Origin of the sequence: Flavobacterium rivuli WB 3.3-2 = DSM 21788, assembly GCF_000378485.1 — a bacterium.
Classification (GTDB): Bacteria; Bacteroidota; Bacteroidia; order Flavobacteriales; family Flavobacteriaceae; genus Flavobacterium; species Flavobacterium rivuli.
The window spans coordinates 316055-335978 of sequence record NZ_KB899969.1 but is presented as its reverse complement, the minus strand read 5'-3'; the positions used below and the strand labels follow the sequence as shown (position 1 = coordinate 335978).

21 protein-coding genes are annotated in these 19924 nt (G+C 40.5%); 11 read left to right on the top strand and 10 right to left on the bottom strand.

Annotated elements, in window-relative coordinates; genetic code table 11:
- Positions 1 to 13 precede the first annotated feature (13 nt).
- Positions 14 to 964: a DUF3078 domain-containing protein gene (locus F565_RS0110430; RefSeq protein WP_020213169.1), complete on the top strand. Its 951-nt coding sequence runs from the start codon at positions 14 to 16 to the stop codon at positions 962 to 964.
- A 118-nt stretch (positions 965 to 1082) separates the two neighbouring features.
- Here the strand turns inward: F565_RS0110430 and dgt are convergent, their stop codons facing one another.
- The 3 genes from dgt to F565_RS22350 form a co-directional block, all read right to left on the bottom strand.
- Positions 1083 to 2426 (bottom strand): dGTP triphosphohydrolase, encoded by a 1344-nt coding sequence (gene dgt, locus F565_RS0110425; protein ID WP_035642285.1) that lies wholly within the window; start codon positions 2424 to 2426, stop codon positions 1083 to 1085.
- A 113-nt stretch (positions 2427 to 2539) separates the two neighbouring features.
- The gene (locus F565_RS0110420) at positions 2540 to 2764 is read right to left on the bottom strand and encodes a hypothetical protein (protein ID WP_020213167.1); all 225 of its coding nucleotides are present in this window, start codon (positions 2762 to 2764) and stop codon (positions 2540 to 2542) included.
- Positions 2765 to 2773: 9 nt separating this feature from the next.
- Positions 2774 to 3304 (bottom strand): RDD family protein, encoded by a 531-nt coding sequence (locus tag F565_RS22350; protein ID WP_020213166.1) that lies wholly within the window; start codon positions 3302 to 3304, stop codon positions 2774 to 2776.
- A 157-nt stretch (positions 3305 to 3461) separates the two neighbouring features.
- Between F565_RS22350 and F565_RS0110410 the strand changes: the two genes are divergently transcribed.
- Positions 3462 to 4301, top strand: coding sequence for a hypothetical protein (locus F565_RS0110410; RefSeq protein ID WP_020213165.1), 840 nt, complete (start codon positions 3462 to 3464; stop codon positions 4299 to 4301).
- A 65-nt stretch (positions 4302 to 4366) separates the two neighbouring features.
- On the opposite strand, the gene F565_RS0110405 is transcribed toward F565_RS0110410, so the two are convergent.
- The 3 genes from F565_RS0110405 to F565_RS0110395 all read right to left on the bottom strand — a co-directional run bounded on the left by F565_RS0110405 (position 4367) and on the right by F565_RS0110395 (position 8694).
- Positions 4367 to 6799, bottom strand: a complete 2433-nt coding sequence (locus F565_RS0110405; protein WP_020213164.1) for a ribonucleoside-diphosphate reductase subunit alpha — start codon at positions 6797 to 6799, stop codon at positions 4367 to 4369.
- 79 nt (positions 6800 to 6878) lie between these two features.
- On the bottom strand, positions 6879 to 7856 hold the full coding sequence (locus F565_RS0110400) for a ribonucleotide-diphosphate reductase subunit beta (RefSeq protein ID WP_020213163.1): 978 nt from the start codon (positions 7854 to 7856) through the stop codon (positions 6879 to 6881).
- A 247-nt stretch (positions 7857 to 8103) separates the two neighbouring features.
- On the bottom strand, positions 8104 to 8694 hold the full coding sequence (locus F565_RS0110395; protein WP_020213162.1) for a DUF3109 family protein: 591 nt from the start codon (positions 8692 to 8694) through the stop codon (positions 8104 to 8106).
- A 265-nt stretch (positions 8695 to 8959) separates the two neighbouring features.
- Here F565_RS0110395 and F565_RS0110385 point away from each other — a divergent pair, with 265 nt between their 5' ends.
- Genes F565_RS0110385 through F565_RS0110375 form a run of 3 tightly spaced genes read left to right on the top strand, consistent with a single transcriptional unit; the run spans position 8960 to position 10428 of the window.
- Positions 8960 to 9553 (top strand): MarC family protein, encoded by a 594-nt coding sequence (locus F565_RS0110385; protein ID WP_020213160.1) that lies wholly within the window; start codon positions 8960 to 8962, stop codon positions 9551 to 9553.
- Positions 9554 to 9613: 60 nt separating this feature from the next.
- Positions 9614 to 9814, top strand: a complete 201-nt coding sequence (locus F565_RS0110380; RefSeq protein WP_026299993.1) for a hypothetical protein — start codon at positions 9614 to 9616, stop codon at positions 9812 to 9814.
- Between the two features lie 5 nt (positions 9815 to 9819).
- Positions 9820 to 10428, top strand: coding sequence for an FAD-dependent oxidoreductase (locus F565_RS0110375; RefSeq protein ID WP_020213158.1), 609 nt, complete (start codon positions 9820 to 9822; stop codon positions 10426 to 10428).
- Between the two features lie 530 nt (positions 10429 to 10958).
- On the opposite strand, the gene F565_RS22345 is transcribed toward F565_RS0110375, so the two are convergent.
- The gene (locus F565_RS22345; RefSeq protein ID WP_020213156.1) at positions 10959 to 11798 is read right to left on the bottom strand and encodes a helix-turn-helix domain-containing protein; all 840 of its coding nucleotides are present in this window, start codon (positions 11796 to 11798) and stop codon (positions 10959 to 10961) included.
- A gap of 187 nt (positions 11799 to 11985) precedes the next feature.
- Here F565_RS22345 and F565_RS0110360 point away from each other — a divergent pair, with 187 nt between their 5' ends.
- The gene (locus F565_RS0110360; RefSeq protein ID WP_026299992.1) at positions 11986 to 12588 is read left to right on the top strand and encodes an outer membrane beta-barrel protein; all 603 of its coding nucleotides are present in this window, start codon (positions 11986 to 11988) and stop codon (positions 12586 to 12588) included.
- A gap of 188 nt (positions 12589 to 12776) precedes the next feature.
- A complete protein-coding gene (locus F565_RS0110355; protein WP_026299991.1) occupies positions 12777 to 15020 on the top strand; it encodes a TonB-dependent receptor in 2244 nt (747 codons plus the stop codon).
- A 71-nt stretch (positions 15021 to 15091) separates the two neighbouring features.
- On the opposite strand, the gene F565_RS0110350 is transcribed toward F565_RS0110355, so the two are convergent.
- The 3 genes from F565_RS0110350 to F565_RS0110340 all read right to left on the bottom strand — a co-directional run bounded on the left by F565_RS0110350 (position 15092) and on the right by F565_RS0110340 (position 17582).
- Positions 15092 to 15478 (bottom strand): acyl-CoA thioesterase, encoded by a 387-nt coding sequence (locus F565_RS0110350; RefSeq protein WP_020213153.1) that lies wholly within the window; start codon positions 15476 to 15478, stop codon positions 15092 to 15094.
- Positions 15479 to 15481: 3 nt separating this feature from the next.
- On the bottom strand, positions 15482 to 16489 hold the full coding sequence (locus F565_RS0110345) for a beta-ketoacyl-ACP synthase III (protein WP_020213152.1): 1008 nt from the start codon (positions 16487 to 16489) through the stop codon (positions 15482 to 15484).
- A 127-nt stretch (positions 16490 to 16616) separates the two neighbouring features.
- On the bottom strand, positions 16617 to 17582 hold the full coding sequence (locus F565_RS0110340; protein ID WP_020213151.1) for a GlxA family transcriptional regulator: 966 nt from the start codon (positions 17580 to 17582) through the stop codon (positions 16617 to 16619).
- A gap of 181 nt (positions 17583 to 17763) precedes the next feature.
- Here F565_RS0110340 and F565_RS0110335 point away from each other — a divergent pair, with 181 nt between their 5' ends.
- Genes F565_RS0110335 through F565_RS0110320 form a run of 4 tightly spaced genes read left to right on the top strand, consistent with a single transcriptional unit; the run spans position 17764 to position 19650 of the window.
- Positions 17764 to 18297: an SRPBCC family protein gene (locus F565_RS0110335; RefSeq protein ID WP_020213150.1), complete on the top strand. Its 534-nt coding sequence runs from the start codon at positions 17764 to 17766 to the stop codon at positions 18295 to 18297.
- 5 nt (positions 18298 to 18302) lie between these two features.
- Positions 18303 to 18767, top strand: coding sequence for an SRPBCC domain-containing protein (locus F565_RS0110330; RefSeq protein ID WP_020213149.1), 465 nt, complete (start codon positions 18303 to 18305; stop codon positions 18765 to 18767).
- 26 nt (positions 18768 to 18793) lie between these two features.
- Positions 18794 to 19225 (top strand): VOC family protein, encoded by a 432-nt coding sequence (locus F565_RS0110325; RefSeq protein WP_020213148.1) that lies wholly within the window; start codon positions 18794 to 18796, stop codon positions 19223 to 19225.
- A 44-nt stretch (positions 19226 to 19269) separates the two neighbouring features.
- Positions 19270 to 19650, top strand: coding sequence for a VOC family protein (locus F565_RS0110320; RefSeq protein WP_020213147.1), 381 nt, complete (start codon positions 19270 to 19272; stop codon positions 19648 to 19650).
- The last annotated feature ends 274 nt before the right edge of the window (positions 19651 to 19924 follow it).

Sequence of the window (19924 nt, the reverse complement as noted above, 5' to 3'; positions counted from 1 at the left end):
TAAACCGTTATACATGAGAATTAAAGCCTGCCTAATTGCCTTACTACTTGTTGCTTTTGCACATAAGAGCCAGTCTCAGGTACTCATAACCACTACCCTGCCCGATACTATAAGCCATTGGGAAAAGACCAACACCGTAGGCCTGGACATTAACCAGATAGCTTTTGTAAACTGGAGTGTAGGTGGTAATAACTCTGTGAGTATACTTGCTAAAGGCCACTTTATACGCAAATATGCCTTTAAAAATATTAGCTGGAATAATGAGCTAATAACTAAGTACGGGCTTAACAGCCAGGAAGGCCAGGAAACACGTAAAACTGATGACCAGATACAGTTTAACTCTACCTTTGGATACCGCAGGGACACCGTTTCTAACTGGTATTATGGCGCTAAGTTTAACTTTAATACACAGTTTGCAAACGGGTATTCGTATCCTAATACTACCGATGAAATTTCAGGGCCTTTTGCCCCTGCTACAATTTTCCTGGGAGTTGGTGCCGAGTATATTCGTAAAGACCTTGGGCTAAATGCTTACTTTTCTCCACTCACAGATAAAACAACGCTTGTTCTTAACCAGACCCTTGCCGACAGGGGTGCCTTTGGGGTAGAGGCCGCCGTTAAGGATGCCGACGGAAACATTATTATTCCCGGTAAAAATTCGAGAACAGAGGTGGGTATTTTAATTACCAACCAGTTTAAAAGGCAGGTGTTTAAAAACATAATGCTCGATCAGCGTTTAACTTTATATACAGATTACCTTAATAATTTTGGCAATGTAGATGTTAACTTTCAGGTGCAGCTGGACATGACGGTAAACGAATATGTTAAAGCAAATATAGGCACTAACATTATTTATGACGACGATATTAAATCGACCAGGGAAGTTGATGGCGCTGTTGTACAGGGAGGCCCAAAAATTCAGCTTAAACAAATGCTGGGCGTAGGGTTAACCTATACTTTTTAAATTAGATTATTTGATTTTTAGATTGTTAGAGAAAACAATAAAAGAGTCGCCTTTCTTAATTATGAAGAAAGGCGACTTTTATATATCAAATAATCTTACAATCTAATCATTAGGTTTTCTACTTTACCCCTGCCGTAATTGTATTATACAACAGCAATGCTTTACCATCTGTAAGTGTACTCACAAAGTGGCAAATGTGCAGCAGGCGATCGTAAAGATCCATTTTTTCGGTAATGAATTTTTCGGGTAAAAGCTTTAAAATAAGCTTGTCATAGTTACCTTCCGTACCTTCAAATTTGTTGTTATAAGCCGTACAAAAAGTGTCTAAAAGCGTGTTGATAATACGGTAGCCTATTACCTCTTTCTCTATCACTTCACGGCTCTGGTAAATATTTTTAATGCTTATTTTAATTATATCATTCATCTGGGCGGTATAATTACCCCTGTCTGTTAAAGCATACGGATAGTTTCCGGCAAGGATGGCCTCTTCGTTTTCTATAAACACATTTACTGCATCGTTAATAAGCGTACCAATGGCCAGTGCACGCAGGTAGCTTATACGGTCTTCTTTAGTGGCAAGTGTCTTATACTTTTCTACCTGAACATTATCCTTAACCAGTTTTATAAGATATTCCAGCGCATAATCTTCAGATATGAGTCCAAGATTAATACCGTCTTCAAAATCTATAATGGTATAGCAAATATCATCCGCAGCTTCAACAAGATAAGCCAGCGGATGGCGTTCATAACCCACATCTCCATCACCTTTATTAGGCATCATGCCCATATCTTTCGCTATATCCTGAAAAGATGCCACATCGCTCTGAAAGAAGCCATACTTTTTATCGGCAATATTAGCCGTAGGCTTTTTGGGCAGTGACTCTTTAGGGTATTTCATAAACGCGCCAAGTGTAGCATAAGATATCCGTAGCCCGCCCTCTATGCCCGGGCGCGATGCTGTAAGCAGGTTAAAGCCGTTTGCATTGCCTTCAAAGTCTATAAGGTCCTGCCATTGCTTGTCCGTGAGCAGGCCCTTGTATTGCTGCCCGCGGCCTGTTTTAAAATATTCGCCTATGGCTTTCTCTCCGCTGTGCCCAAAGGGCGGGTTGCCAATATCGTGCGCCAGTGCTGCAGCAGCCACAATGGCTCCAAAATCGTTCATGTGGAAACCGTGGATATCGTGCAGGTGCGGGTGCTTTTCTATGATCTTTTTGCCTACGAGCCTGCCCAAAGACCGGCCTACTACCGATACTTCGAGACTGTGCGTAAGGCGGGTGTGCACAAAATCGGTCTTAGATAGTGGTATTACCTGTGTTTTATCCTGAAGGCTCCTGAAAGCCGACGAAAATATTATACGGTCGTAATCTACCTCAAAGCCCAGGCGCGTTTCGTCCTGCTCCCTGCGTAACCGCTTGCTTGTATCGCCTTGCCTTTTTAAAGACAGCAGCTGTTCCCAGTGCATCATTTTTTATTTAGAATTGAGATGTGAGATAATAGACGTTAGATAATAGATAACTGATATCAGACTGAACTATATTCTTCCTGACAACTAATAACTATTAACCAACAACCAAACTACTTCTTAAGGTTGAATAAAAAGAAATCCCTTGATTTTTTAGGATAACGCTCGTGGCTTATATCGCTTGGGTTTTCTATAACCGATTTGATTGTTATTTTATCGCCCTCTTTAAAGCTTGCCATTACATGCTGGTAATCCAACAAGTACTCGCCGCTAAAAAAATTGCCGTTCTCGTCTTTTTCTATAATCCCAGTGTGTACACCTTTTGTATCTTTACTCATTTTGTTCTATTATTTGTCGGCTTCTTGTTCGCCTATCGTATCTATGCTATCCTTTTTGCGCAGTGCGCTGTTGTATTTATTAACGTCTACCACAAGTGTTTTGCTAATTCTGTCGTGCCATCCTACGGCAAACTGCCCAAACAGGAATGACAAAGCCTCAAGAGGTATCTGCCTGCACAGTGTGCGTATAAATATTGCGGTACTATCCGGCTTTGTACCGTCGCGCATTACCACTTTTGTATCGGTTATATATTTGGCAGGTGTTCGCGACAGTAGCGACTCAAACAAACCATAAAATATTATCGATACAAATAATTGTAAAAGATCAAACCTGAAATGATTCTCCCCCATAGTAGTAAAATCGCCCACAGCAAGGCCATTATAACCATACGTATCATAAAGCCAGTTACCCAACAATCCTACTCCTATGGAGATGGTAATGCAAATAATGTAATCTACAACAAGGTTCCCAATTCTCTTGCTCCTGTCGGCCAGCATATCATAGGTAATCTCTACATTCCCGAAATTCTCTTTGGGCATAATTAGTTTGTATTATTCGGTAAAAATAACAAAAAAAGGAGCATTGCTGCTCCTTTTCTTTTATCTATATGTAATGCCATAAGTTTAATTGATTTGTTATAAAATCTAAAAACTATTTATCTCAACACTTTTTTTATATTTATAGAAAATTCTCAGAGTGAAATTTCCTTATTATTCCCTACAGCTTATAAAAGAAACTAATAATCCGCATAACCGATTTATAGCATATCCTACAGGAGACTATGCAAAGATTGTTATTGAAAGTATAACTGTTGAGGATAATAGCGCACATCCTTTTTTGCATTATAGCAAAGAAACATTTTATTTTACATCTTTTGGAAAGATAAAAAAAATCCACACTTTATCCGGGCATCCTGAATTTTTAAAGGAAAACTTTACAGATTATGAATATGACGATTTACATAACAGAATAAAAGAAAATGGAGAATCCTGTCTTTATATATATAATGGAGACGGTAATTTGATGAGTAAATGGTTTGAGAAATCGAATTTAAAATTAACGATTTCATATGATGATAAACAACGCATGATTAAAACTACCACGTTGGAATGTAATCAAATTGAGTCGTACACAGAGTACAAATATGATGGCCTTGACAGGGTTATTGAAATTTTAGAATATGGATATCCTGAAGATGAAGTACAGGAGTATCGGGAAAAAGGCATAGTCCTTAAATACCGGGAAACCATGTCGTATATTGAAGCAGAAAATAATCAAACCGTTTGTACTTATGAAAATCTTGACGTTTTGGAGGATTTTACATCAAGGGAGCAATTTATTATTGATGCCAATGCTTATGTACTTAAGCATCAATATGTAAGGCAAAACGGTAAAGTTTCTACAGAAAAAGTGTATACCTATACATATACCCGCAACAGTGATATTGAAGAAATACTGGAAACGCAAATATCATATCATGACTATGCAGAAGGGCAGGTAGCCAATAAAAATAAACATATTTATACCTATCAGTAATGTTTATTGTAACAAAAAAAGGAGCATTGCTGCTCCTTTAGGTGTTTTTATATGTGTGTGGCCAATTAAGACCCGCACATTTCGCAATCGTCCGGTTCGGCATTGCGGGAACGTTCTATCATTGCCTGAAACTCGGTCATCTCTACGGCAGATACTTCTACAGCAGGAGTAGCAACTTTAGGTTTTACAACACCTGTAGCGGCAACCTCTGCAACCGGCTCTTCTTTTTTATCGTTATTAAGGGTAAATTTAATAGCATCTACAGCGCTCTTAGTCCTTAAATAGTACATACCTGTTTTAAGGCCGCTTTGCCATGCATAAAAGTGCATTGATGTTAGTTTAGAATATGATGCATTTTCCATAAACAGGTTAAGCGACTGGCTTTGGTCTACAAAGTAACCACGCTGGCGGCTCATGTCTATAATATCTTTCATACTCATTTCCCACACGGTTTTATACAGGTCTTTAATATCCTGAGGAATAACGTCTATATTTTGTATAGATCCGTTTGCCCTCATTACCTCCTGCTTAAGGTTCTCACTCCACAGGCCAAGCTCTACAAGGTCGTGTAGTAAGTGTTTGTTTACCACAATAAACTCTCCTGATAGTACCCTGCGTGTGTAAATGTTAGATGTGTAAGGCTCAAACGCTTCGTTGTTACCAAGAATTTGAGACGTACTTGCTGTAGGCATAGGCGCCATAAGCAGCGAGTTCCTTACACCATGCTCCATAACCTCTGTACGTAACGAACCCCAGTCCCAACGGCCGCTCAGGTCACTGTCGTTAAGGCCCCAAAGGTTGTACTGAAATTCACCCTGAGATATAGGCGACCCTGCAAACGATGAGTATGGCCCTTCTTCTTTTGCCATTTCCATAGAGGCGGTAACAGCTGCGAAGTATATGGTTTCGAATATTTCCTGGTTTAGTTTTTTAGCCTCGTCGCTGGTAAACGGTAAACGAAGCAATATGAAAGCATCGGCAAGGCCCTGAACGCCTAATCCTACAGGGCGGTGGCGCATGTTGCTGTTTTCTGCCTCAATAACAGGGTAATAATTCCTGTCGATTACTTTATTAAGGTTTTTGGTAACGCGTTTAGTTACCTGGTATAAGAAGTCGTGGTTAAAGCTGCCGTTATCTACAAACATTGGCAACGATATAGAGGCAAGGTTACACACGGCAATTTCATCTGCCGATGTATACTCCATGATCTCTGTACACAGGTTAGACGAACGGATGGTACCAAGGTTCTTCTGGTTCGATTTCCTGTTAGCTGCATCTTTATACAGCATGTAAGGCAATCCTGTCTCAATCTGAGACTCTAATATTTTTTCCCAAAGCTCACGGGCCTTAATGGTTTTACGGCCTTTGTTTGCCGCTTCGTAGCTTAGGTAAAGTGCATCAAACTCTTCGCTGTGTACACTGTAAAGGTTAGGGCACTCGTTAGGGCACATCAATGTCCAGGTGCTGTCTTCCTGTACACGTTTCATGAACAGGTCGGGAATCCACATGGCAAGAAAAAGGTCGCGTGCGCGCATTTCTTCTTTACCGTGGTTTTTTCTCAGGTCAAGAAAGTCAAAGATATCGGCATGCCACGGCTCTATGTAAACCGCAAAGCTACCTTTACGCTTGCCCCCACCCTGGTCTACATAACGGGCAGTATCGTTAAATACACGAAGCATAGGCACAATACCGTTAGAGGTACCGTTGGTACCACGAATGTAAGAACCTGTAGCCCTTACATTATGTATAGATAAACCTATACCACCGGCAGATTGTGATATTTTTGCCGTGCTCCTTAGCGTATCATAAATACCGTCTATACTATCGTCTTTCATAGAAAGCAGGAAGCAAGACGACATTTGCGGCTTAGGTGTACCGGAGTTAAACAACGTAGGCGTAGCGTGGGTAAAGAATTTTTTAGACATCAGCTCATAGGTTTCTATGGCCGATGCAATATCGTTAAGGTGAATACCTACAGATACGCGCATAAGCATGTGCTGCGGGCGTTCTACAATTTGTCCGTTTATTTTAAGCAGGTAAGAGCGCTCCAGTGTTTTAAATCCAAAATAGTCGTAGTTAAAATCGCGATTGTATATAATTTTAGAATCCAGTTCTGCCGCGTTTTCCATTATCACGTTATACACTTCGTCGCTTAGTAAAGGCGCCTCCTGGTTAGTGCGTGGATTAACATAATGGTACATATCGCTCATGGTTTCAGAGAACGATTTCTTGGTATTCTTGTGCAGGTTACTTACCGCAATACGGGCTGCAAGCTGCGCATAATCAGGGTGCGAAATTGTCATAGACGCAGCAGTTTCTGCCGCAAGGTTATCCAGTTCAGATGTTGTTACGCCATCATATAACCCTTCTATAACACGCATTGCCACTTTAACCGGGTCTACAAGGTCGCTAAGGCCATAGCATAAAATCCTTACTCTGTCGGTAATTTTGTCAAACATTACCGGCTCTCTTCTTCCGTCTCTTTTTACTACAAACATAAGGCAAATATTATTAGTTGGTTAAGGCATCGCCGTGGGGCGCAGCCTGCAAAATCAATTAGTTGGAATCTTTATTCAATTAAAAATCAGCATCAAAGCTAATTTTTTGTGCATCTTCGCCGTTGTTAATAACACCTGCTTTCTGGTATTCTGACACTCTTTTCTCAAAGAAGTTGGTCTTACCCTGCAGCGATATCATATCCATAAAATCGAACGGGTTGCCACCATTGTACTGCCTTTCGCAGCCCAACTCTACAAGAAGCCTGTCGGCTACAAACTCCAGGTACTGTATCATTAATATAGAATTCATACCAATAAGGCTTACCGGTAACGACTCTGTAATAAACTCACGCTCTATAGCAAGCGCGTCTATAATAATTTCTTTTATCCTTGCTTTAGGCACTTTGTTAACCAGATGGTGGTTGTGCAGGTGCACGGCAAAGTCGCAGTGAACACCCTCATCTCTCGATATTAACTCGTTAGAGAATGTAAGCCCCGGCATAAGGCCACGCTTTTTAAGCCAGAAGATAGAGCAAAATGCACCCGAGAAGAAAATACCCTCTACGGCAGCAAATGCAATAAGCCGCTCTGCAAACGAGTCGCTCTCTATCCATTTAAGAGCCCAGTCGGCTTTCTTTTTAATAGCAGGAAACACATCAAGCGCACGGAAAAGCTGGTCTTTTTCTACCTCATCTTTAACATAGGTATCTATAAGGAGCGAGTATGTTTCGCTATGGATGTTCTCCATCATGATCTGGAAACCATAAAAGAATTTCGCTTCGGCATATTGTACTTCGTTTACAAAATTCTCAGCAAGGTTTTCGTTTACAATACCGTCAGACGCGGCAAAAAAAGCAAGAATGTGTTTTATAAAGTACTTTTCGTCTTCGTTAAGCTTGTTATTCCAGTCGTTAAGGTCCTGGTGAAGGTCAATTTCTTCGGCAGTCCAAAAACTCGCTTCCATCTTTTTGTACCATTCCCAAATATCATGATGTTTTATAGGGAAAATTACAAAGCGGTTTTTATTCTCCTGAAGTATTGGCTCGATTGCAGACATAGTATATTGACGTTTATTGTATTAGAAATTGTTGCGTTATTTATAACGCGGATTACAAAGGTTGGCATTTAGAATAGATATTCAAACACATAGTTATCCACAATTGCACATAGTTTTTAACAACGTTAAAAAAATGTGAAAAGCATTATCAAAAATTGCATACTTCTGAAAAACAGATACATACAAAATTTATTAATTACTAATAATTATAAGAAATCCCTGTGATAGCGGGGGTTGCAGCGTGGTTTTAACGCCTCCTTTTTTGCATTGGGTTATCCTTAAGTTCGGCAGCAACTTTTTCGAGTTCCATGTACCAGTCTTCGCCAAAGCGCCTTATCAGGGCTTCTTTTACAAACTTGTAAACGGGCACTTCCAGCTCTTTGCCCAGGGAGCATGCAGGGCTGCAAATATCCCAGCGGTCGTAGTTAACCGCGGCAAAATCGGTAAAATCTTTTACGCGTATAGGGTATAAATGGCACGAAACGGGTTTCTTCCATTTAACCAGGCCCTGGTTGTAGGCCTGCTCTATACCGCAAAGGGCGGTTTTACCATCAAAAATTACGTAAGCACAATCCTTATTGTTAATAAGAGGAGTTTCCAGGTCGCCATCGGTACCTTTTATCCAGGTTCCCTGTGCCTCTATCGCTGCAACACCTTCTTTGCGAAGAAATGGCTTAACAATGGGGTATATCTCCTCCAGTATTTTGGTTTCCTCTTCATTAAGCGGTGCACCGGCATCGCCATCTACACAGCATCCTCCGTGGCAGGCCGAAAGGTTGCACACAAATTCTTTTTCTAAAATGTCTTCAGAGACAATTGTTTTACCCATTTGAAACATGCTGCAAAGATAAATAAACTTACTTCATTTAAAGTATGCACAATTGTCCTTAACATTATTTGAAATGATTATAAAATGAAAAAACGCTTTCGTAAACAATATAAAGATGTTATTACACAAGATGACACAAAGATTCGCAAAGAGAAAAGTACATTTATAACATTATCGGGAAACGTTTATTATCACAATATCCTGATAAATGAAAATTTTATTGGTACATGCCTTATTTATAGGTAATTTTGCACGCACTTTAAACTAAAATAGCATGAGTTACGACTGGATAAGCGGCTTTAACTGGAGACAGGTCTTTACCATAAGCATGGTGCTCTTTGCAGTTATAGATATTGTAGGGAGTGTACCCATTATTGTAGACCTGCGTAACAAGCTGGGGCACATACACTCAGAAAAAGCATCTATCGTGGCTATGATAATCATGGTGGCCTTTTTATTTGTGGGCGAAGAGATCCTTAAGCTTATAGGTATAGATGCATCATCGTTTGCCGTGGCGGGATCGTTCGTGCTGTTTTTTCTTGCGTTAGAGATGATACTGGGCATCCGCCTGTATAAAGATGATAACCCAAGCACTGCATCTATAGTACCCATAGCCTTTCCGCTTATAGCCGGGGCGGGTACCATGACTACCCTGTTATCGCTGCGCGCTGTTTATGATAAAGTAAATATTATTGTTGCCATATTTATAAACATCGTTTTAGTGTATACAGTGTTAAAATCATCGGCTAAAATAGAGAAGGTTTTGGGCAATAACGGCCTTGGCGTAATACGTAAAGTGTTTGGCGTGATACTTTTAGCCATTGCTGTTAAATTATTCGCATCCAATGTTAAACAACTGTTCATATAAAACTTATTATTATTAATTTTGGGCACTGATAACCTGTTTATCAGCTAAACATACTACCTAATGAAGATTTCTATTTACGTCCTGATGGCGCTCGCAACCGGCATCATCATCTTTAACATTACCCAACTGGATTACAATAACTTATTTGAAGGCAACAGTATTATAGGCCTTATAGGTATAGCGGCATCGCTTTGTGCATTGCTAATACTGGCTATATTTAGAAGTGCCCGATTAATTGACGAAAAAACTTCAAGAAGATAAATACTATGTATGATGTGTTAATTGTGGGCGGAGGCGTTTCTGGCGTTTCATGTGCCCTTATTATAGGTTCCGGCCTTAAAAGACCTTATGCCCTTGGCAAAAAAGTAGGCGTTTTTACCCACCAAAAAGCTTCATCGCTGGCTAACGGCGTTTACAATAATGCTTACGGAATCCCTGCCGGTACCCTTGGCGCCGACCTTATGGAAAGTTCGCTTGCACAACTGCAGGCCCTTTACCCGGAAGTGGAACAATTGCCTGCCGAAAAACTTATGAAAGTGGAAGGCGAAGCCGGTAACTTTACCGTTACTACAAATAAAGGCGAATATCAGGCAAAAAATGTAGTTATAGGAATAGGATCTGCCGGTAGCTTTGATATTGAAGGGCTTATGGAGTATGTTATCCCTAACAAAAAAGCCATCCCCGAAAAAAACCGCATACAGCTTGTTAATGACGACCATGTTGTTAAAGAGGGCATATACGTAGTAGGAACCCTTGCGGGCCACAGGAGCCAGCTTGCTATCGCAGCAGGCAGCGGTGCAGCCGTAGGTGGTGATATCCTTACAATATGGAATGAGGGTAAACATGCACAATCTCACGATAGTGTGCCTAAATAATAATTGTAGATTTACACCTATACACCAGAGGCTGTTCAGTAACGAACAGCCTCTTTTATTTTAAGAGAATAATACGTGGACTATTTTCTCTATTACGATAATTAAAAGCTTGGTCATGGTCTTAATTTATTGGTTGATGCAGCAAATATCGATACTTTTAAAATAAAGAAATTGTAAAATTGGGACATTTTGGCAATTAATCTGCAATCATACATTTAATAGCCTGAATAATTTGTCACGCAAAGGCGCAGAGCAGCAACGTTTGTATGCTAAATCAGCAACGTTTTCCAGCGACTGATATACCAAATAAAAAATATAATATAGTTCAAATATTTTTTCACGCAAAGTCGCGAAGCCGCAAAGCTGTACTATTTAATAAGTTGGAACAAAAGCGACGGTTAAGTCGCAAAGCTTTACGACTTATAGTCGTTGGGGTAAACTAATTTATTCATTATCCTGCTTAGCGTCTCTGCGCCTTTGCGTCACATTAGACATTATTAGACACCTGACTATACTATTTCTAAATGGTATTAATCTTCAAAATGCCAGTACACATCCTGGTTACCCAGTTGGGTAAGCTTAGATAAAAGTGCTTTAGGCGACTGTTTGGTTACCGCCTTAAAATGCTTTATGTAATGTGCCTGGTCGTAGTAAAGGCTATACAAAGCCACATCTGTTAATGAATGGCCTGCCTGCTGCGAATAATTGAGTGCATTGCGAAACATTACCAGCTTTTTATATTCTTCTACCGATGCGCATAAATGCTTTTTAAAAAGCCTTAATAGTGTCTTTCTGTTTACGCCTGTAATTTCAGAAAGGTCTTCTACACGTACACTGCCATTGGTATTTAATATTTCTTGAACTGCCTTTTTTACAACAGGCTCATCAAACCCTGCATAGTGTTTCCTGAAAAAGACATCGAGCGTCGCGGCTTTATCTTCGTAACCAGATGGCTTGGATGATTTTATACTATTTTCGAACGCTTCGCCAAAATAAGTAAATTCAGAAAATGAGGGCGTAAAAATATCACTCAATGGTTTATTTATAAAGTGGTTGATACCTAATGGATTAAACACCACCCCAACTTTATAAAACGTACCTGACAGGTTTACATCAAAACTCTGATGGGTATTTACAGAATATAACGCTGTGAATTTATCTGAAGTTGAAGGACGTATTGATGTTCCGGAATCGGAAAGAGAAACATCAGAATTGAGATATACCGTTAAAGCATGTTTGTAATTAGGGTAAAAAGCAAACTTATTATTAAATTCCGGATCATCAGACGTGTGAAAATAGTAGTAGTCGATGTGCTTACCCACTACCGGATCTTTACATTTAACCGTTATAAAATTTCCTTTACGCTCCAATGTTTACAGGTGTTTGGCATAAAAATAAACATTTATATTACATATACTAATGTATAATAGGTTTTAAATGGTAAAATACCTGTACCAAAGGAATATGCCCTAAACCTTTAATATATGTTTAGGGTAGGCTTAACAAAACATTTTAAATCTGTGCAGTAGTTTCGCATAGAAATTAAACCACATCACAATGAAAAAACTAATTTGCTCAATGGCCTTACTGGCTTTCGGATTAACACATGCACAGGAAACAACTACCCTTGGTGTACCTGCAAGCAACGGTTTTAATAACGGCGATTTATTTATTACAGGTTCTATAGGAATAGGGTCTGAATCTACCGGAGACAATAAAACTAACTCTTTTAATATCTCGCCTAAAGTGGGTTATTTTGTAACTCCTAATATTGCTTTGGGCGTTGCCTTAGGTTATACTCATGGAAAAGAAGAAGCTCCTGAAACTGCAGATATTAAATCAACCGAGTTTGCAGTAGGTGTATTTGGAAGGTATTATGTTACTCCTGCAAACAGCTTTTCTGTATTTGGAGAACTTGGTGTAGACTACATACACTCTAAAATTGAAGCGGTTACAGAAGACAACAGCAATGCACTACGCATAGCTTTAGCACCGGGTGTAAGCTACTTTATCTCTAAAAACTTTGCCTTAGAAGCTAAATTTGGGATATTAAGCTACAGGACAGACAATCCTGATGCAGACGGCGTTCAGAACACTGACCAGTTCAATTTTGGATTAAACCTAAGCGATATCAACATCGGGGCAATATACAGATTTTAATACGCAAATTCATTCTGCATTATAGCATACAAAAAGTCCTTACGAAAGTAAGGGCTTTTTTTTGTTGCCATACATAACCAATCTCAATACAAAACAACATTAACCTAATTTTAAAATTAAATTTATCATAAATTATTTTTAGTCTAATCTAAATTTATACTTTTGTAAAACTAATTATAAACTTAGAGATGAAACTATTTTACGCGATCGTGTTGTTATTCAGCTTTTCAGCCTATTGTCAAACGGGCAGTATAACCGGTACAGTGACCGATGGTAATGGCCCCGTCCCGGCAGCACACATAATTGTGAGTCCGCTTGGCAAAACTATTGCCGCAGATGAAAATGGCATGTACGCGGTAAATGACGTGCCTTACGGTAGCTATGAAGTTATTGTAAGCACTGTGGGTTTAAAGACCGTGAGAAAAAAAGTAAGTGTTAGCAACGCCACGCCGGTAACCCTGAATATCGTTTTGCAGGAAGACACGCAGGCACTGGAGGAAGTAGTTATAACCGGAACCATGAAAGAGGTAAGCCGCAGCGACAGCCCCATACCTGTAGAGATAATCACGCCAAAGCTGTTCAGGAAAAACCCAACTCCAAGCCTCTTTGAAGCTGTGGGAATGATAAATGGCGTACAGCCTCAGCTTAACTGCAATGTTTGTAACACCGGAGATATACACATTAACGGTATGGAAGGGCCTTACACTATGATATTAATAGATGGCATGCCCATAGTAAGCTCATTATCTACTGTATATGGCCTTAGCGGGATACCGAATAGTATCGTAGAACGTATAGAAGTGGTAAAGGGGCCGGCATCATCGCTATACGGGTCTGAAGCTATGGGTGGTATTATTAATGTTATTACCAAAGCGCCCTATAAAGCGCCCCGCATAAGTGCCGATTACTTTTTTACGAGCTGGGGCGAGCAAAGTGTAGATGCTGCCATAAAATTTAAGGCGGGAAAAGCAACGTCGTTACTGGGCGTTAACTATTTTAATTACAATGTAAAGGCAGATAAGAACAGGGATAACTTTACCGATGTTACCCAGCAAAACCGTATCTCTGTTTTTAATAAATGGAATTTTGACCGTAAAGAAAACCGACAGTTTAGCCTTGCCGGCCGTTACGTGTATGAAGACCGTTGGGGTGGCGAAATGAACTGGACAAAACAGTGGCGTGGCAGCGACAGTATTTATGGAGAAAGCATTTATACCAAACGTGCCGAGCTTATAGGGCTGTACCAGCTGCCCACTACAGAGCGTATTTTTACGCAGTTCTCTTACAACTGGCACGACCAGGATTCTTATTATGGCAACACGCCTTACATGGCTACACAGCAGGTAGGTTTTGTACAGGCGTACTGGGACAAGCAATTTGGCAGCAGCCATAACTTTTTGTTAGGTGCCGCCATGCGATACACCAAGTATGATGATAATACTCCGGCTACGGCAAGAGAGAACGGCACTAACATGCCGCAAAAAACGCCGCTTCCGGGCTTTTTTATTCAGGATGAGTGGACAATAACCCCTAAACACATGCTGCTTGGCGGTTACCGTTTTGATTATGACAGGAACCACGGCGGCATACATTCGCCACGGGTGGCCTATAAGTTTGCGCCCAATAAAAATAATACGGTGCGGGCAAGTTTTGGTACGGGTTTTAGGGTGGTAAACCTTTTTACCGAAGACCATGCCGCACTTACCGGTGCCCGGGATGTTATTATTGCCGAAGCACTAAACCCCGAAAGGTCGTACAACAGTAACCTTAATTACGTACTTAAAATCCCTACCGAAACAGTATTGATCAATTTTGACATTACCGGTTTCTATTCTTACTTTACCAATAAGATCGTGGGCGATTTTGATACCGACCCTACAAAGATTATTTACGACAACCTTAATGGGCATGCTATATCGCAGGGGGTATCGTTAAATACCGACCTTGTTTTTCCCTTTCCGTTAAAGGTTATGGCGGGCATATCCTATATGGATGTTTTCCAGAAAGAAAAAGATGCATTAGGTATGGAGACTAAAACACAGCAGTTGCATGCACCAAGATGGTCGGGTAATTTTATAGCAAGCTATAACCTGCCCAATAATTATAGTGTAGATGTTACCGGAAACTGGTACGGCCCTATGCGTCTGCCGGTATTGCCTAATGATTATCGCCCGGCATACTCACCGTGGTTTTGTATTGCTAACGTGCAGTTTACAAAAAAAATGGATTTCGGGCTGGAATTTTATGGCGGTGTAAAAAACGTTTTTGATTTTGTACCCAAATATGCTTTAATGCGCCCGTTTGACCCGTTTAATAAAAACGTAAACGACCCGGTAAATAACCCTAACGGTTATACGTTTGATACCAGCTATAACTATGCATCATTACAGGGAAGAAGGGTATTTTTAGGGGTACGCTATAATTTGCTCTAAATAAGCACAGTTTTCAGTCGCCGTTTTTAGTGCTATGAGCATGCAAACTGCAACTGAAAACTGCCAACTAATTACTTGCTTATAGCAATAGGTTCTTTATTCTCGTTTATAGCCACAAAGGTAAAGTTACCGGTTATGGCTTTTTCGCGCTTAAGCGAGTACATATCTTCTACATAAATTTCTACGTGAACCTGCATACTGGTATTACCTATGTGGCCCACTTTACCTATAAATTCGGCAAAGGTGCCGGCAGGAATAGGCTTTTTAAAATCTATACGGTCGCTGCTCACGGTAACTACGCGCTGGCGGCTAAAACGGGTAGCGGTAATAAAGGCCACCTCATCCATTAAATGCATTGCTGCCCCACCAAAAAGGGTATCGTAATGGTTTGTAGTATTAGGGAAAACGGCTTTAAATATATGTGTCTCTGCAGCGGCGATCTTTTCTTCTAATGTCATTCTTTAGTTTTGCTGTGTTCTTAAATTACCCCAAATTGCATAGCTGGCTCCCCATGTAAATCCTGCACCAAAGGCAGTAAATAACACTTTATCGCCGGCTTTAAAATCATTTTGGTAATCCCATAGAACAAGCGGTAAAGTAGCAGCAGTAGTGTTGCCATAACGCTGAATATTTACTTTTACCTTTTCTTTTGCCACGCCAAGATTTTGGCCTACAGCATCTATAATACGCAGGTTTGCCTGGTGTGGCACTACCCAGTCTATATCATCGGCAGTAAGGTTGTTGCGTTGCAACACGTCGTTACAAGCAGAAGTCATGCCTTTAATAGCACTTTTAAATACAGTGCGGCCGTCCTGCTGCACGTAATGTTGTTTATGATGAACAGTATCTTCGGTAGAACCTAAAGACGACCCTCCGGCAGGAACCGAAAGGAACTGAACGCCCTTACCGTCTGTCCTGAAAATATTATCTTTAATACCCAGGCCTTCCGTATTCGCTTCTAAAAGCACAACACCGCTGCCATCGCCAAAAAGGATACAGGTATTACGGTCTTCATAATTTACAATGCTGCTCATTTTATCGGTACCGGCAACCAGTACTTTTTTGTACCTGCCCGACTCTACAAAGGCAGCCCCTGTACTAAGGGCATATAAAAAGCCGCTGCATGCCGCATTAAGGTCGAAACCAAAGGCATTAGTAAGCCCGGCTTTTTCGCAGGCTACTACAGCAGTTGGGGCAAGCACCCTGTCGGGTGTAGAAGTTGCAAGCACAAGGCAGTCAATCTCTGTAGGATCTATGCCTGATTTTTCTATAAGGTCTTTAATTGCAAGGGCTGTCATGTCAGATGTTGCCATGTTTGGGTCGCTGGCAATCCTTCGTTCATTTATACCGGTGCGCGCCACGATCCATTCGTCGGTAGTTTCTACCATCTTCTCAAGCGCAGCATTATCTAAAATAGTATCGGGCACATAACCCCCTATGGCAGTAATAACTGCATGTGTTGTATTCATTATTGGGTATTGTTGGAAATGCAAATATACCAACATTCTTAGTTAAAAGAAAGATAAAACAGTTTTGAAACGATTTGTATGTAAAATTTCTGCCTTATTTTGTAGAATCGGGGGGATAAAAAGCCGCTTACACAACCTGCCCGCTAAACTTTTCCCGGTACATAGTTGGTGTCATGCCCACCATCTTTTTAAAGAGAGCCCTAAACGTTTTAAGGTCGTTATACCCACTCTCCAGCATAACCTCCAGGATACTGCAGCCTGATTGTTCCAGCATTTTCTTGGCAGCTTCTATACGTGTTTTCTGTAAATATTCTATAGGTGTAATACCGGTAACCTGCTTAAAGCGGCGCACCAGGTTACGGCGGCTGGCGGGCACATCGGTAATCAGCTCTTCTATAGTATTAACGCGGCTAAAATTCTTTTTAATCTCTTCCTGTGCCTGTTTTACTAAAGTATCGCCATGATCCTGTGCCGGTGCAAAGGTGCCAAAGTAAGTCTGCCGGCTACGGTCAAGGTCTATGCTAAACACTTTTGCGGCGCGCACGGCTACCTGTTTACTACAGTATATTTCGAGCAGCAGCATAAGCAGGTGAAATGTATTGGTAGCCCCGCCGCTGGTATAAATCCTGTCCTGCGCCGTTACAACAGCATCTGCCTGCAACTGAACCAGCGGAAACAATTTTGCAAAAGCACCTTCGGCATTAATGTGTGTAGTTGCAGGGCGGTTGTTTAGCAAGCCGGTAGCCGCCAGTAAAAATGCCCCTGTGCAAAAGCTTGCCACGGCAGCACCATTGGCATACTGGTTTTGCAGCCACGGTATCCACGACATGTTTTGCTGTAACGCTTCGCCTATAGCTTCATGGTTAAAAGAGGGTATAAGCAGCAGGTCGTACTGCACATCATCGTTCAATATTTTAGGGTTGTAATTTTCAAACAAAGGCTTTTCCTGATTGTGCTGATAAAGTACGCTTATGGTAAAAGGCGCAGTTTCGTTATCGTCTTCATAAAAACGATTGGCAGTCTCAAAAACATCCAGTAGTGCAGCAGCGCTAAGCAGGCGGTGGCCCTGTGTTAAAATAACTCCTATTTGCATAATATGGTAAATGTTTGCTTAACAAATATAGAAATGTTTTTTGTCCTGAATACCCCCTCATAATGACTTTTTAGCAAGACCTAAAATATAACGTATTGATTTATATTTGTATTTACAGAAAGGTACTGAGGACCTTAGTAACTTAGGCTATTAAATTTTAAACACATAATCCACACAAACAATGACCATCCTGACCATCATTCTAATTGTAATTGCAACCATAATTGCCATACCTCTTGCCATAGCACTTTTTGTAAAAAAAGCATATTATATAGAACGCAGCATTATTATAAATAAACCCGTAGCCGACGTTTTTAATTATGTAGCACACATAAAAAACCAGGTGCATTATAATATATGGGTACAGGCCGACCCCAACCTGAAACAGGAATTTATTGGGACAGATGGTACCGTTGGGTTTATAAACACATGGAACGGCAATAATAAAGCGGGCGAAGGCAGGCAGGAAATTACCAACATTGTACCAAACGAACGTGTTGATTTACAACTGCAATTTATCCGCCCGTTTAAAAGCACAATGCTTGGCAGCACACTAACACAAAACGTACAGGGCAACAGCACTAAAGTAACATCTATAGTAAATGGTAAGAGCAAATACCCTATGAATTTAATGAACCTGGTTATGGACAAAATGCTGGGCAGGGATATGGACACCAACCTTTATAACCTGAAAACAATACTCGAAAAACAATAAGACCTATGGAGAATATAATATTACCAACTAATCCTGATCATGTTATAGAAAACTACAGGGAAGTTGAAGCAAACATACATACCTTATACAAAGCCATTACAAACCCCGCACACCTTGCGAGATGGTGGGGCCCAAAAGGCTTTACCAATACCTTTAATGAATTCGATTTTAAGCCCGGCGGGCGCTGGAGTTTTGTAATGTACGGCCCCGATAAAAGCAACTACGATAACGAATGTATCTTTTTAAAAATAGAAGAGCCCAGCCTCATTATATTCAACCATGTTTCGCCACCGGAGTTTCAGGTAGTACTATCATTAACCGAAATATCACCTTTAAAAACGGAGATAACTTTTCAGCAGGTGTTTAAAACAGCCACTGCCTGCGCAAAGCTGAAAGATTTTTGCCTCGAAAAAAATGAGGAGAACCTTGACCGGCTCGAACAGGAATTGTTTACAATGCAAAAGCAATAATTACGAACAAACAAAAACCTATAATTATGACCTTAGTAAACCCCTATTTAAATTTTAATGGCACTACCGAAGAAGCGTTCAATTTTTATAAGTCGGTTTTTGGTGGAGAGTTTGCCATGGTAATGCGCTTTAAAGATACGCCCGGCTGCGAAAACATGCCCGAGGTAGAGCAGAACCATATTATGCATATAGCCCTGCCCATAGGCAGCAATGTAATTATGGGTACAGATGTGCCTAAAAGTATGGAGCAGGTAACATTTGGCAGTTCGGTTTCATTGTCTGTAAGTGTAGACAGCCGCGAGGAGGCCAACCGTGTGTACAACGCGCTTGCTGATGGCGGCAAAGCAACCATGCCCATGAACGATATGTTTTGGGGTGACTACTACGGTATGCTCACCGATAAATTTGATATACAATGGATGATAAGCTACAGCGAAAAATATGCTAACCCTGCGTAATGTTCCTGTTTTGTAACATAAAAGTTAAACCTAAAACTACTACAATGTTTAAAGATGTAAAAGCATTTAGTGGCTATTCTGCCAACGATATTGGCGAAGCCACAACGTTTTATCGTGATATTTTAGGCCTTACTGTAAAAGAGGGCATGGAAGGTATCTTAGAACTGCATATTGCAGGTAGCACACCTCTTATTATTTACCCAAAGCCTAACCATGAGCCTGCAACCTTTACGGTACTTAACTTCCCGGTGCCAGATGTAGAGGAAGCTGTAGCCGAACTAAAAAGCAAAGGAGTAACCTTTGAAAGCTACGACCTGCCGGATTTTAAAACCGACGACGACGATATTTTTCGCGGTGGCGGCCCGGTTATAGCATGGTTTAAAGACCCTGCAGGTAATATATTATCGGTTTTAGAGGAATTGTAATATAGTTTTCAGTCGCAGTCACAGTTTTCAGTCGCGGTTTTTTAATTTCGGACCGAAGCGCAGCGGGTAATCTTTAATAATTAAAGAGCGGATTTCTACTACATCGAAGTATAAAACAACATTAAACAAAAAAATCAAAATTTATTTGGCTGCATTAAAATAATTACTACATTAGCCAAATAACAATTACGCAGTAATGAACACGACAATATTTTTTAACACCTATTTTTATTTCTTCTGGAATGAGGACAGGGGTTGTATTGTTGTATAAGAA

Bases quoted from the DNA above. Each gene is read 5' to 3' on its own strand.
- F565_RS0110430 (WP_020213169.1), top strand. From the start codon at position 14: ATGAGAATTAAAGCCTGCCTAATTGCCTTACTACTTGTTGCTTTTGCA.
- dgt (WP_035642285.1), bottom strand. From the start codon at position 2,426: ATGCACTGGGAACAGCTGCTGTCTTTAAAAAGGCAAGGCGATACAAGC.
- F565_RS0110420 (WP_020213167.1), bottom strand. From the start codon at position 2,764: ATGAGTAAAGATACAAAAGGTGTACACACTGGGATTATAGAAAAAGAC.
- F565_RS22350 (WP_020213166.1), bottom strand. From the start codon at position 3,304: ATGCCCAAAGAGAATTTCGGGAATGTAGAGATTACCTATGATATGCTG.
- F565_RS0110405 (WP_020213164.1), bottom strand. From the start codon at position 6,799: ATGTTTGTAGTAAAAAGAGACGGAAGAAGAGAGCCGGTAATGTTTGAC.
- F565_RS0110400 (WP_020213163.1), bottom strand. From the start codon at position 7,856: ATGTCTGCAATCGAGCCAATACTTCAGGAGAATAAAAACCGCTTTGTA.
- F565_RS0110395 (WP_020213162.1), bottom strand. From the start codon at position 8,694: ATGTTTCAAATGGGTAAAACAATTGTCTCTGAAGACATTTTAGAAAAA.
- F565_RS0110385 (WP_020213160.1), top strand. From the start codon at position 8,960: ATGAGTTACGACTGGATAAGCGGCTTTAACTGGAGACAGGTCTTTACC.
- F565_RS0110380 (WP_026299993.1), top strand. From the start codon at position 9,614: ATGAAGATTTCTATTTACGTCCTGATGGCGCTCGCAACCGGCATCATC.
- F565_RS0110375 (WP_020213158.1), top strand. From the start codon at position 9,820: ATGTATGATGTGTTAATTGTGGGCGGAGGCGTTTCTGGCGTTTCATGT.
- F565_RS0110360 (WP_026299992.1), top strand. From the start codon at position 11,986: ATGAAAAAACTAATTTGCTCAATGGCCTTACTGGCTTTCGGATTAACA.
- F565_RS0110355 (WP_026299991.1), top strand. From the start codon at position 12,777: ATGAAACTATTTTACGCGATCGTGTTGTTATTCAGCTTTTCAGCCTAT.
- F565_RS0110350 (WP_020213153.1), bottom strand. From the start codon at position 15,478: ATGACATTAGAAGAAAAGATCGCCGCTGCAGAGACACATATATTTAAA.
- F565_RS0110345 (WP_020213152.1), bottom strand. From the start codon at position 16,489: ATGAATACAACACATGCAGTTATTACTGCCATAGGGGGTTATGTGCCC.
- F565_RS0110340 (WP_020213151.1), bottom strand. From the start codon at position 17,582: ATGCAAATAGGAGTTATTTTAACACAGGGCCACCGCCTGCTTAGCGCT.
- F565_RS0110335 (WP_020213150.1), top strand. From the start codon at position 17,764: ATGACCATCCTGACCATCATTCTAATTGTAATTGCAACCATAATTGCC.
- F565_RS0110330 (WP_020213149.1), top strand. From the start codon at position 18,303: ATGGAGAATATAATATTACCAACTAATCCTGATCATGTTATAGAAAAC.
- F565_RS0110325 (WP_020213148.1), top strand. From the start codon at position 18,794: ATGACCTTAGTAAACCCCTATTTAAATTTTAATGGCACTACCGAAGAA.
- F565_RS0110320 (WP_020213147.1), top strand. From the start codon at position 19,270: ATGTTTAAAGATGTAAAAGCATTTAGTGGCTATTCTGCCAACGATATT.